The organism is Sinorhizobium arboris LMG 14919, assembly GCF_000427465.1.
In the GTDB taxonomy this organism is placed as follows: domain Bacteria; phylum Pseudomonadota; class Alphaproteobacteria; order Rhizobiales; family Rhizobiaceae; genus Sinorhizobium; species Sinorhizobium arboris.
In genome coordinates, this window is sequence record NZ_ATYB01000008.1 from 1,060,724 (window position 1) to 1,072,779 (window position 12,056).

Sequence of the window (12,056 nt, forward strand, 5' to 3'; positions counted from 1 at the left end):
CCTGGAAATTTGGCGGCGGCACCGGTTCGGCGGTTCACTCCTTGACGGCTCCGCCGATAAGGGCCGCCGTGATCTGGCGTTCGAAGAAAACGAAGAGGATGAGCGGTGCGATGGCTGCGATGAGGATCGCAGCCAGCATCACCGGGTAATTGGTTATGTGCTCGCCGACGAAATCGGTCAGACCCACGGGCAAGGTCTTGCGTGCCGGGCTGTTGATGAAGACGACGGGGAACAGGAAGTCGTTCCAGACCCAGATCATGTTGACGATTGCGACAGTAAACATGGCGGGGCGGGCAATGGGCAGCGCCACCCGCAGGAAGATCTTCCACTCCGAGGCACCGTCCATCCTGGCGGCGTCGAACAGGTCGCGCGGGAGCGTGTTGAAGAACGCCTGCATGATGAAGATCGAGACGGGCACGTTGAAAGCGGCTGTCGGCAGTATGACGCCGAGATGGGTATCGAGAAGGCCCGCGCCGCGCAGCATGACGACCAGCGGTACAAGTGCGACATAGGCCGGAATCGCCATTGCGGCGGTCATGCTCAATTCGACTGCCGGCAGCCAACGCGGCCGATAGGCAGAAAGCGCGAACCCGGCGAGTGTCGCAAGGATGACCGTTATCATGGTCGCGCCCGCCATGATCAGCAGCGAGTTGACGGCATAGCCCCCCAAGGCTCCGCCACTCCACGCGCCGACATAGGCATCGAGGGAGAAGCTCTTCGGCAGCGACCAGACGGAACGCATGAACTCCCTGTTGGTCTTGAAGGTGCTGTAAATCATCCAGACGAATGGAAAAATCACCATCAGCACATGCGCCGTCAGCACTGCCAGCACGATGGTACTTGTCAGATTCCAGCGGCGGACTGAGGTCATGACCAGGCCCCTGCGCCCGCACCCACCCGCTTCAGGTAGCGGAAAGCGATCCATGCTCCGAGTGCGGTCAGCACCATCTGGGCGAAGCCGATCGTCGCCGCGTAACCCATCTCGAAGCTTCCGAAGCCCATCTTGTAGAGATAGGTCGACACCACTTCGCTCGCGTGATTGGGCCCGCCATTCGTCAGGACGAAGACAAGAGAAAAGGTCTTGAGCGAACCGATGATCGCCAGAAGCGAATTGGCGCGCACGGCGTCCCACACCATGGGCATAGTGATCGAAAAGAACTTGCGGAACTCGCCGGCACCGTCGATTTCCGCGGCCTCGTAGACGCCTTCCGGCACGTTGCGCACGGCGGCCACGAAAAGAAGCACATAGAGGCCGAGATAGGTGAAGCTCATGACGACGACCACGGCGGAGAATGCGGTTGCGGATTCTCCGAGCCAACCGCGCTTGAGGCTGTCTAGACCGATTGCCGAAAGCGCCGCATTCACGAGGCCGAAATACGGATTGTACATGAAGCGCCAGAGCAGCCCGATGCAGATTTCGCTGACCATGACCGGCACGAGATAGAAGAAGAGGAAAATCCGGCTGAAGGCAGGAACGATACGGACGAGGCAATAGGCGATTGCGAGCGCCAGAAAGACTTGCAGAACGATTGCCGAGAGCGCCACCAGGATGTTGCGAAAGAGCGCTTGCCAGAAGATCGCATCACCGGCGAGACGCACGAAATTTCCCGCGGCAAGAAATTGCGGAGCCGAGGCACCATCCCAGCGGAAGAGAGAAAGCCAGCCTGCATAGGCCACCGGATAGGCGACGAAGGCGAAGACGAAGACCAAGGCGGGCGACAGAAAAAGAATGGCAGCCCGGTTGTATCTCTTTGCAAAGCCTATGCCAGCGCTCATGCTTTTCCCTCAAGATTCCGGCCGCAGGCCAGCGGCCGGAACGTTTGCCCAAGGCGGACTATTTGGCTGCCCGCAACGCATCCTCGAGGCGCTTGGCCGCGTCCGCGGGCGACAGCGAGCCGTCGAGCACCCCCTGCAGCGAACTGTAATAGATGTTTGTCGCCGCGGGCGGCATGGCGGTGTCGTAAAAGGGATCCAGGTGGCCGGCGCCCTTCATCAGGTTGCTGCTGATGTCGTAGAGGACCGGACCCGCTGCCGTTTCGGTGGTGGCGTCCTTGACGGTCACCATCGTCTTGCGCAACTCGACGTACTTCGTCATCACCTCGCGCGAAGTAAGAAACTTCAGCAAGGTAACCGCGTCGCCCTTGTCCTCCGCCTTCTGCGATATGCCGAAACTTGCGGCGACGCCGGCGAGCACGTCGGACTGGTCGCCGGCCCCGCCCTCGACGGCCGGGAAGGCGAAATAACCGAGGTCGAAGCCTTCCGGCGCGTCCGCCGATGCGCCGATCTGCCAGGTGCCGTTCAGCATCATGGCGGCCTGACCGTTGAGGAAGAGCATATTGGCTTCCTGGTCGCTCATACCGTTGAAGCCGATCGGGAAATATTCCTTGCCGGCAATTTCGGCGACCAATTCCATTGCCTTGGTCGCCTCGGCGCCAAGCGTCGCGTCCGGATCCTTGTTCGCGAAACTCGAGACGACACCCGAGCCCTTGAGCCGCATCTCGAGATACTGGAACCAGAACGTGGCCGGCCAGGAGTCCTTGTTGCCGAGCGCGAAGGGAACGAAACCGTCGCCTTTCACCTTCTCGGCAAGGGCGAGCAGTTCGTCATAGGTCTTCGGCACTGTCCAGCCGTTCTCGGTAAAAAGCGCCTTGTCGTACCAGAACACGACGGAATCGACGTCTACGGGCACGGCATAGGTCTTGCCGTCCTTGCTTGTCTGGGCGATCGCGCTTTCGAGAAAGCTTTCGCGCCACCCGTCCTTGGCGAGCTCTTCGTCGAGGGCATACATCTGCCCGCCATTGACGAAAGCGTTCAGGAAGCCGCCCGGCAGCGTGTAGAATACATCCGGAGGATTGCCAGAGGCCATGGCGGTATTGAGCTTCGTCTTGTAGGCCGACTGCTCGGCGGCGACCACGTCGAGCTTGACGTCGGGATGCGCCTTGGCGAATTCGCCGAGGGCGAAATCGATGAATTCGACCTTGTCCTGCTGCCCCGCATAGGCGTGCCAGAACGAAAGTTCTCCGGCGGAAGCCGGGATTGCGGTAAGCGCGGCGGCGGCGGCGATCAGAAGACGTTTCAGACTCACGGTATCCTCCCCGTTTTCGGCGGCCGGCCTGCCGCCATTTGCAGTGATGCCACAATAAAAATCCCGTGTCCATAGTGACACCACAACATACCCATGCTAACAGCAGGTCTTAGGACAGCTTCAGCTTGCAGAGAGACGCCATGACTGTTGACCTGCGTGGTCCCTCCGTTCCAGCCAGCAGCCGGCTGCGCAGCGTTTTGCCGAAATTGTCGGACTCCGAACGGCGTGTCGCACTGTGGATGCTGAAAAACGTCGACCTCACGATCCGGCAATCCATGTCGGCGATCGCGCAGGCAACGGATGTCAGCGACACGACTGTGTTGAGGATGTGCCGCACGGCCGGCTTCGAAGGCTTTACCGACCTGAAGCTGGCTTTGGCGCAGGAGCCTCGCGAAACGACCGGGGATATCTCGGGCGAGCCGGAGGCGAGCGATCTGCAGGCCGCGGGCCGGCTGTTTCGCGCGATGACACAGGCGCTCAACGACACGCTCGGCGTTCTCGACGAAGCGACCTTCGCCAGGGCGCTGGATCTGATCGCCAATGCAAAGCACATCCTGGTCGGAGGCGTCGGCGGTTCGGGCATCGTCGCGCAGGCATTCTATCAGCGCTGCATCCGGCTCGGCCTTCGTTGCGACGCGCCGGTCGATTCACAATTGCAGATCATGCATGCCGCGCTCACCGGCCCGGGCGATCTGGTGGTCGCGATCTCCTATTCGGGGATCACAAGCGATCCGGTTCTCGTGCTTCAGGAAGCGAAAGCGCGCGGCGCCTCCGCGCTCTGTATCACCGGCAACAGCAGTTCGCCGCTGGCGCGCCTGGCGGACGTCGTGCTTGTCAGCGTTTCCCACGAACAGGGCAGCGAACCGATGGCGGCGCAGATCGCACAGATGACCCTGATAGACGCCCTCTATGCGGCACTCGTCTCGCGCAATGCCGAGCGCGCCCAACTCACCGAGGAACGCATGGTCAACGCAATCCTTCCGAAGTCAATCTAATCTCGAAACGGATATCGCCTTGAAAATTCAGATCTATACGATGCAAACAGCGGCGGAGGCGGTTGCTGCTGCAGCCGCCGGGGTGGACTATCTCGGTGTCACGCCATCAAATCGCGGGCTACCGGGGGAGATCAGCTTCGCTGCGGCGCGCGAGATCGTCGACGCCCTCGAAGGCAAGGCACAGCGGGTGGCCCTGTCGGTGGAAAGCGACCTCGATGACATCGCCGCGATGGTCGAGGCGGTTCGTCCCGATGTCCTGCACCTGTGCGGCGATATCGCACTGGTGACACCCGAAAAGGTCGAAGTGTTGCGGGCCCGACTGCTCGCAAGACATCCCGCCTTGCGGATCCTGCAGGCAATTCCGATGACCGGTCCCGAGGCGCTTGATCATGCCGCCGCGTTCGAGCCCTTCGCCGACATGTTCATCCTGGACTCAGTTGCCGCGCATATAGGCGGCATCGGCGCTGCGGGAGTGACGCACGACTGGTCGCTCAGCCGCGAAGTCGTCGCCAGGAGCAGGCTCCCCGTCATTCTCGCGGGTGGTCTCAAGCCGGAGAACGTCAAGGCGGCCATCGAAGCCGTCCGCCCCTGGGCGGTCGATTCCCTCACCCACACGAACCAGCCGCTTCCCGGAGGCGGCTTTCGCAAGGATATCGACAAGATCGCGGCTTTCGTGGAGGCTGCAAGAGCGGCCTGAGCCCCACCTTCATAAAGAACAGATCCGTGATCATCCGGTCGCATCGGTTCGCCGTTGCTCTTGAAGAGCTCGGCGCATCGACTAGATCATAGATGTTGTCCACCCTGAGGCTGACAACGCTTCATGACATCCCGATCCGAAGGAGCGTCGTTCATGAAGATAGCCCAGATCGCACCGCTGTTCGAACGTGTCCCGCCGAAGCTCTACGGAGGGACCGAGCGCGTCGTTCACCACCTGACGGAGGAGCTCGTCCGGCAGGGCCATGAGGTCACGCTCTTCGCGAGCGGCGACTCGATGACCTCGGCAAAGCTCATCCCCTGCTCGGACATGGCGCTGCGATTGAACCCTGCGGTTCAGGATCCGATCCCCTATCACATGCTGATGCTGGAGGAAGTGCGCCGGCAGGCGAGTGGCTTCGACATACTGCATTTCCACGTCGATCTTCTGCATTTTCCGCTTGTCCGCGGCCTCGCCGGCAAGACGGTGACGACGCTGCACGGCCGCCTCGATCTGCCCGACCTTCAACCCTTCTACGCCGCCTTCCCGGATGTCCCCCTGGTTTCGATTTCCGACGACCAGCGAAAGCCGATGCCGCCGGTCAGCTGGGTCGCCACGGTGCATCATGGGCTGGCCCCGGACGTCCTCCCATTCACCAGTCGGCCGAGGGGTGATTATCTCGCCTTTCTCGGCCGCATCTCTCCCGAAAAACGGCCCGACCGCGCGATCGAAATCGCTGCCCGGGTCGATATGCCGCTGAAAATCGCCGCCAAGGTCGACAAGGCGGACGAGGCCTATTGGTTCAGCGAGATCGAGCCGCTTGTCCGGCGTTATCCGAATGTCGAGTTTATCGGCGAGATCGACGAATGCCAGAAGGCCGAATTCCTCGGACATGCACGCGCCCTCCTCTTCCCGATCGACTGGCCCGAACCATTCGGACTGGTGATGATCGAGGCGATGGCCTGCGGCACGCCGGTGATCGCCTTCCGCTGCGGCGCGGTGCCGGAGGTCATCGACCACGGCGTATCGGGCTTCATCGTCGACAGCATGGAGGAGGCCGTGAAAGCGGTCCGCAATCTCGACCGGCTGGATCGACACACGGTCCGTGCGACCTTCGACAGGCGCTTCACTGCCCGGCGCATGGCGGATGATTATCTGGACATCTATCGCGCCCTGGCGAGCTGCGGTCAAAGGGTCATGCCGATCCACGCGAGCAACGAAAGCGGTGCCGGCCCTGGATTCACCAGGGTCGCCTGATACCGGATCACGACGCGTTCGGATCGCCCCGAACGCTTCGCGAGTTACTGAGGGAGCGAGAGCGGGATGCGGCCGACAGGCCGCCCGCATTTTCCGCACCCGCTCCGATGCAACGGAGACCGATCCTATGGGAACCAATCTCTCCGGGGGGCCGGCCCAAGCCGGTCTCGACGCAACATCTGCGGACGACCTGGGGCCTGCAGCGGTCTCGCGCTATGAGCGCAGCTCCAGGTCCTTGAAGCACGGCGACACTTTCGCCGTGTTCGACCACAACGGCGATGCGTTCTCCTCTCCTTCCAACCCGGAGGGGATCTTCCATCGCGACACCCGCCACCTCTCTCAATTCGTGCTGACATTGAACGGCGCCCGGACGCTCCTGCTGAGTTCCACGCTCAGGGACGATAACGCGACACTCGACTGCGATCTCACCAATCCGGCTCTCGTGCTCAATGCCGCTGGCGAGGTCTTGAAGCATGACCTCATTCATGTGCGGCGTACCCGGTTCCTCTGGCAGGAGGCATGCTACGAACGCCTGGTGCTGCGCAACTTCGACGAAGTGCCCAGAAGACTGCAGGTCGAATTGTCCTTCGCCGCCGACTTCGCCGACCTCTTCGAGGTGCGCGGCACCCCCAGGCGGCGCCGCGGCACCCATCATAGCGCGCAGGTCGGCACCGGTCAGGTCGTCCTGGCCTATGACGGCCTCGACGGCCAGACCCGCAATACGACGCTCCGCTTCGACCCGGAGCCGCAGAGGCTCACCGGACAGGAGGCGAGCTTTGTCGTCGAGCTCGCACCGCATCAGGCCCAATCGATCTTCATCGAAATCGTCTGCAACAGTCTCGATGGCAATCCACACCCTCCGGCCTTCACCTTCTTTCTGGCGTTGCGGGATGCCAGGAGGGCGCTGCGCTATTCCGCCTCGCGCGCCGCCGCGGTCGTGACCTCCAATGCCGTGTTCAACGAGGCCGTGAGGCGCAGCGTCACCGACCTCTACATGCTACTCACCGAGACACCAGAAGGTCCCTATCCTTACGCCGGCATCCCCTGGTTCAGCACCGTCTTCGGCCGCGACGCGCTCATCACCGCGCTCGAGACCCTGTGGTTGGACCCGGAGATCGCGAAAGGCGTGCTCAGGCATCTCGCCGCCAATCAGGCGACCGACTTCGATCCCGCCGCCGATGCGGAGCCGGGCAAGATCCTGCATGAAATGCGCTATGGCGAAATGGCGGAACTCGGTGAGGTACCCTTCCGACGCTATTACGGCAGCATCGATTCGACCCCCCTCTTCATCATGCTCGCCGGCGCTTATCTCGACCGCACCGGCGACCTCGATACCGTGCGAAGCATCTGGCCGAGCGTGGTGGCGGCGCTTGACTGGATAGATCGTTTCGGCGACCGCGACGGCGACGGCTTCGTCGAATATGGAAGCCGCACCGCCAAGGGTCTGGTGAATCAGTGCTGGAAAGACAGCCACGACTCGATCTTTCATGCCGATGGAAGACTGGCCAAGGGGCCGATTGCGTCCGCCGAAGTACAGGCCTATGTCTTCGGCGCCTGGCAGGCGGCCGCCCGGCTGTCGCGCAAGCTCGGCCATGCCGAGGATTCGCTGAAGCTCGAACGGCGGGCCGAGGACCTGCGCCTCCGGTTCGACACGGCCTTCTTCGACGAGGAGCTCGGGACCTATGCGCTGGCTCTCGACGGGGACAAGAATCCCTGCCGTGTCCGTTCCTCGAATGCAGGTCATGCGCTCTTCACCGGCATCGCCCTGCCGGAGCGCGCCGGAAGAGTGGTGTCGACGCTGATGGCGCAGTCCTCGTTTTGCGGCTGGGGCGTGCGCACGATCGCCGCCTCGGAGGCGCGCTACAATCCGATGAGTTACCACAACGGCTCCGTCTGGCCGCACGACAATGCGCTGATCGCAGCAGGTTTCGTGCGCTACGGCTTTCAAGGCGAGGCGGCCAGCATCTTCGAAGGGCTGTTCTCGGCCTCCACCTATATCGACCTCAGGCGCCTTCCGGAGCTCTTCTGCGGCTTCGCGCGCCAGCGCGCCCGCGGCCCGACCTTCTATCCGGTTTCCTGCGTGCCCCAAGCCTGGGCGGCGGCGGCCCCTCTGTATCTGCTCCAATCGATGATCGGCCTCGGCTTCGATGCCGGAAGAATGCATGTCACATTGAACGAGCCGACGCTCCCGCCCTTCCTCGACGAGGTCGTGCTGAAGCGGCTGCGGGTCGGACCGGGGCTCGTCGACATAGCGCTGCGGCGATCGAGATCCCAGGTCGTCGTGGACGTCCTGGAGCGGAGAGGCGTCGTGAAAGTGCTGACGACGCACTGAGACTTCGAAATTATCCAAGCCGACCATCGTCCGGGTATCCCGATGGTCGATCTGTACTAGCAGGCCAATGAAGGTTGCGACTTCGTCTTTCTCGAAACCGCCTTCGGAACAGCCGTGGGCGAGCCCGACATTTTCTGATTTCACGAACTTCCCAGGGAGGAAAAATGACCGCCTATGTTCTGTCCGACGAGACACGCAGGAAATTCGAAGGGGTAAGCTGCGCCACCTTGTGCACCGCCCTCTTCAAGCGCGGCCTGCGCAACCAGTTCATCCAGGACGTTCATCCGGTCTCGCCGAAGGCGAAGAACATGGTCGGACAGGCCTTTACCCTTCGATACATCCCGGCGCGAGAAGACCTGAACCAGCTTTCCGTCTTTCAAAATCCCGAACACCCGCAGCGCACGGCCGTGGAGAAGTGCCCACCCGGTTTCGTCATGGTGATGGATAGCCGGAAGGACCCGCGGGCGGCTTCGGCAGGCTCGATCCTGGTTTCGCGTCTGATGGTGCGCGGCGTCGCCGGCGTCGTCACCGACGGCGGTTTCCGGGACAGCCCGGAAATCGGCGAGCTCGACATCCCCGCCTATCACAGCCGTCCTTCCGCGCCGACGAACCTGACGCTGCACCAGGCGCTCGACATCAACGTTCCGATCGGCTGCGGCGACGTCGCCGTCTGGCCGGGAGACGTTGTCGTCGGGGATCGCGAAGGCGTGGTCATCGTCCCCGCGCATCTCGCCGACGAGATCGCCGCCGAAGCCGTCGAGATGACGGCCTTTGAAGACTTCGTCACCGAGGAAGTCCTGAAGGGCCGCTCCATCATCGGCCTCTATCCCGCGACCAAGGATGAGACGAAGACGGAATTTGCGGCCTGGCGCCGGACCAAGGGACGCTAGGCATGGCGATGCTCCGGGACATAGCCATTCTTCAGGCCGCCGAACTGCCGGAAAAGACCTATCTGGAACTGTAGGAACCTTCAATACCGGCCAGCTGCCGAAGGATGCCTCGGCGATCGGGCAGCTTCTTTCCGAATACGGAGCGCGGATTCGCGGCATCGCCGTCAGGCACGCGCATATCGATGCGGCCACACGAAACTGTCAACTCAGGCCGAAGCGCTCGCGGGCACCTTCCCCGACCGGCTCAGGCACGCCGCTTCCGCCGCCTTCAAGGCCTCCACCGCAATGCCGACAGGGCCAAGCTTCGCAGCGCTCAGATTGGAGATCATGGGCATCAACGGGCCCGTATCCGCGATCCCTGCCAGCCGCATGCCGTCATGGAGCACCTGCAGGCCTCCAAGGTCGGCGCGAACTCTCTCGAATTCCAGGAAGGGCTGGCTGAGTCCCAATGCCTCGACGCCGCGCCCGGCCTTGTAGAGCTTGAGGAGCTCCATCGCGGCCGAAGGGGCGATGCAGACCGCGCCCGAAGTATAGGTCGTCAATGCGCGGCGGCCGAGGTGATCGTGGATCGGCGTTTCGCCCATGCCGCTGGCCAATCGGTCTTTTCCGATCGCCGCTGTCACGGCGTCGAGATAGGCATCCTGCGCCGGGTCAGCACGCTCCACCGCATATTTGACGAAATCGACGGCGCCTTCCGAAACCAGGCGGGCAAGCTCGTCCGGATCGACATAGTTCTCCCGCTTCAGATAAAGCACAAGGCCGTGACCAAGGACCGCCGCGAGGCGGCGCACGCCATTGGCGACGCCGGCCGGATCTGCCGGAAATTGCGTCGGGAGCAGCATCACGTTCTTGAAACCCAGATCGCGGGCGATCGGCGCCTGCGCCAAGGCTTTCCCGAAATCCGGACCGATCGACGTAACGATACGCGTCTGCGGCGAGGCGCCCGCGATCACCGCCTCCATGGCCGCGCGATAATCCTCCAGGCCGAAATGATAGAGATTGGCATTTCCGCCGTAGAGAAGGATGCGGACCCCGCCTGCCTCGATATGGCGGATGATCGCTGCATTGGCTGCAGAATTCACCGTCAGGTCCGCATTCAGCGCGATGGGTGGGACCGCCACCACCGAAGCTGCGTAATCACTGGCATCAAGTCGAGTTTGCATGAAAACCTCCTCCGTAAGTCGGTTTTCATTACAACATGACCACTGATTTGTAAATTATATTTACCTTTCAGGAGTCGATTGTTCCGTCCGTCATCCTTCGACGCGCCTTGATGATGTGCGTTTCCATGGCCACCCGTGCCCAAACGGCATCTTTCGTGCGGATCGCTTCGACGATCTCGGCATGTTCGGCGACGACGCGGCGGGCGCGCGCCTGCGAACCGGACCGGGTGAGCGCAAGCGAGACATTCATGAAACTGGTCAGCGAAACCTCCGGCCCCTCCAGCGCCTTCGCAAAAAACTCGTTTCCGGTTCCCTCGCAGACCGCAAGATGGAAGCGTCGGTCGCTCTCGGGGAGGAACGCCCCGCGGCCGACCTCATGGGCGAAGGTCTCGTGGGCTTCGAGGATGGCGGCAAGCTGCTTTTCCGTGCGCCGCTCCGCCGCCAGTGCTGCCGCCTGACCTTCCACGTAGAAGCGAAGCTCCTGATAGCGCAGGAAGCGCGAAATGTCCTCCAGATCGGCCAGCTCCGGCAGAGTCTGAGAGGGCCTGCTCAAGACATAGGTCCCGCTGCCGCGTCTCGCTTCCACGAGCCCATCCACCCTCAGCCGCGCAAGCGCCTCGCGAACGACCGGCCGCGAGACACCGAAGCGTTCGGCGAGTTCGTTCTCAGTCGGCAGCCTTGCACCCGGCTGAAAGATGCCATTCAATATGTCATGCAGGATGCGTCCATAGACCTGATCGGCATAGCTCGAAGGGCGGGCTTCGACGGGGCTTTCGAGGATGGGCGACTTCCCGGGCACGGCGATCCCTCCTGTCCTGCCGGCGGGCCGGCAGGTCCACTTCACACTAACACATTAATGCATTATTACAGGAACGGGAACCATCCTGGAGGAGTGGATTTTTGACATCGGAAGCTCCGACCGCCAAACATCGCAGCGGCCTTGATCGCACCCGGCAGATTGCGCCGCAAATTGTTGAATATCTTCGCGAGAAGATCCTGGCGCTGGAACTCGCTCCCGGTACGGCGCTCTCCCGCGTCGAGCTGCAGAAACAGTTCGGGCTCAGCCAGACGCCGGTGCGTGACGCGCTGATGCGCCTGGAGGAGGAAGGCCTCGTCACCGTCTATCCGCAATATGCGACGCTGGTCTCCAAAATCGATATCAACCTGGCGCGCCAGACCCATCTCATGCGCCGCGCCGTCGAGCAGGAGGCCGTCTTCAATCTGGCGGAGAAGGTCGACAGGCGGCAGATCGCAGACCGGCTGCGAGCGGCGAACACCAAGTTGAAAGCGCTCGCTTCGAAGGAAAATGCGGATTTTCTCGCAGCCGACCGTGCGTTCCACTTCATAATCTTCGAGGAAGCGGGGCTGGAGCACATCTGGCCGATCATCCGCCGCCACAGCGGCCATATCGATCGTCTGCGGCGCCTCAATCTCGTCAATGTCGGCACCAAACGTGTGGTGGACACTCACGACATGATCATCGAGGGGATCGAAAAGGGTGCGCCGGTCGAGGCCGCGCAGGCGATGAAGACCCATCTCTCCGGGACATTATCGATGATCGACGACATCGCGGCGCGCTATCCGGATTACATAGAACTCGGGTAAGAGACCCGCGAGCCGCCGAGAGGCTCCGCCGGCAC

At 62.3% G+C, this 12,056-nt stretch carries 11 protein-coding genes and 1 pseudogene; 7 read left to right on the top strand and 5 right to left on the bottom strand.

Annotation, left to right across the window (positions count from 1 at the left end; all coding sequences use genetic code 11):
• Positions 1-34: 34 nt before the first annotated feature.
• Genes SINAR_RS0105560 through SINAR_RS0105570 form a run of 3 tightly spaced genes read right to left on the bottom strand, consistent with a single transcriptional unit; the run spans position 35 to position 3,085 of the window.
• Positions 35-871, bottom strand: coding sequence for a carbohydrate ABC transporter permease (locus tag SINAR_RS0105560; RefSeq protein WP_027998157.1), 837 nt, complete (start codon positions 869-871; stop codon positions 35-37).
• The gene (locus SINAR_RS0105565) at positions 868-1,776 is read right to left on the bottom strand and encodes a carbohydrate ABC transporter permease (RefSeq protein ID WP_027998158.1); all 909 of its coding nucleotides are present in this window, start codon (positions 1,774-1,776) and stop codon (positions 868-870) included. The genes SINAR_RS0105560 and SINAR_RS0105565 overlap by 4 nt, the downstream gene beginning before the upstream one ends.
• A 58-nt stretch (positions 1,777-1,834) precedes the next feature.
• The gene (locus tag SINAR_RS0105570; protein ID WP_234710568.1) at positions 1,835-3,085 is read right to left on the bottom strand and encodes an ABC transporter substrate-binding protein; all 1,251 of its coding nucleotides are present in this window, start codon (positions 3,083-3,085) and stop codon (positions 1,835-1,837) included.
• 140 nt (positions 3,086-3,225) lie between these two features.
• Here SINAR_RS0105570 and SINAR_RS0105575 point away from each other — a divergent pair, with 140 nt between their 5' ends.
• The 6 genes and pseudogenes from SINAR_RS0105575 to SINAR_RS1000000138265 form a co-directional block, all read left to right on the top strand.
• Complete coding sequence (locus SINAR_RS0105575) at positions 3,226-4,080, top strand: MurR/RpiR family transcriptional regulator (RefSeq protein WP_084617072.1); 855 nt, start codon at positions 3,226-3,228, stop codon at positions 4,078-4,080.
• A gap of 19 nt (positions 4,081-4,099) precedes the next feature.
• Entirely contained in the window at positions 4,100-4,777 is a 678-nt protein-coding gene (locus SINAR_RS0105580) for a phosphoribosylanthranilate isomerase (RefSeq protein ID WP_027998161.1), read from the top strand.
• 153 nt (positions 4,778-4,930) lie between these two features.
• Complete coding sequence (locus SINAR_RS0105585; protein WP_027998162.1) at positions 4,931-6,031, top strand: glycosyltransferase family 4 protein; 1,101 nt, start codon at positions 4,931-4,933, stop codon at positions 6,029-6,031.
• 127 nt (positions 6,032-6,158) lie between these two features.
• Positions 6,159-8,363: an amylo-alpha-1,6-glucosidase gene (locus SINAR_RS0105590; protein ID WP_027998163.1), complete on the top strand. Its 2,205-nt coding sequence runs from the start codon at positions 6,159-6,161 to the stop codon at positions 8,361-8,363.
• A 164-nt stretch (positions 8,364-8,527) separates the two neighbouring features.
• Positions 8,528-9,253 (top strand): ribonuclease activity regulator RraA, encoded by a 726-nt coding sequence (locus tag SINAR_RS0105595; RefSeq protein WP_027998164.1) that lies wholly within the window; start codon positions 8,528-8,530, stop codon positions 9,251-9,253.
• Between the two features lie 2 nt (positions 9,254-9,255).
• Positions 9,256-9,443: pseudogene (locus SINAR_RS1000000138265) on the top strand (2-hydroxyacid dehydrogenase); the annotation flags it as partial.
• A gap of 16 nt (positions 9,444-9,459) precedes the next feature.
• On the opposite strand, the gene SINAR_RS0105605 reads toward SINAR_RS1000000138265, so the two are convergent.
• Positions 9,460-10,416, bottom strand: coding sequence for a dihydrodipicolinate synthase family protein (locus tag SINAR_RS0105605; RefSeq protein WP_027998165.1), 957 nt, complete (start codon positions 10,414-10,416; stop codon positions 9,460-9,462).
• Between the two features lie 67 nt (positions 10,417-10,483).
• Complete coding sequence (locus SINAR_RS0105610; protein ID WP_027998166.1) at positions 10,484-11,215, bottom strand: FadR/GntR family transcriptional regulator; 732 nt, start codon at positions 11,213-11,215, stop codon at positions 10,484-10,486.
• Between the two features lie 101 nt (positions 11,216-11,316).
• Here SINAR_RS0105610 and SINAR_RS0105615 point away from each other — a divergent pair, with 101 nt between their 5' ends.
• Entirely contained in the window at positions 11,317-12,021 is a 705-nt protein-coding gene (locus SINAR_RS0105615) for a GntR family transcriptional regulator (protein ID WP_027998167.1), read from the top strand.
• Positions 12,022-12,056 lie beyond the last annotated feature (35 nt).

What these genes read in the sequence shown, in the direction of transcription:
- SINAR_RS0105595 (WP_027998164.1), top strand. Translation starts at nt 8,528, where the DNA reads ATGACCGCCTATGTTCTGTCCGACGAGACACGCAGGAAATTCGAAGGG.
- SINAR_RS0105585 (WP_027998162.1), top strand. Translation starts at nt 4,931, where the DNA reads ATGAAGATAGCCCAGATCGCACCGCTGTTCGAACGTGTCCCGCCGAAG.
- SINAR_RS0105575 (WP_084617072.1), top strand. Translation starts at nt 3,226, where the DNA reads ATGACTGTTGACCTGCGTGGTCCCTCCGTTCCAGCCAGCAGCCGGCTG.
- SINAR_RS0105560 (WP_027998157.1), bottom strand. Translation starts at nt 871, where the DNA reads ATGACCTCAGTCCGCCGCTGGAATCTGACAAGTACCATCGTGCTGGCA.
- SINAR_RS0105565 (WP_027998158.1), bottom strand. Translation starts at nt 1,776, where the DNA reads ATGAGCGCTGGCATAGGCTTTGCAAAGAGATACAACCGGGCTGCCATT.
- SINAR_RS0105605 (WP_027998165.1), bottom strand. Translation starts at nt 10,416, where the DNA reads ATGCAAACTCGACTTGATGCCAGTGATTACGCAGCTTCGGTGGTGGCG.
- SINAR_RS0105590 (WP_027998163.1), top strand. Translation starts at nt 6,159, where the DNA reads ATGGGAACCAATCTCTCCGGGGGGCCGGCCCAAGCCGGTCTCGACGCA.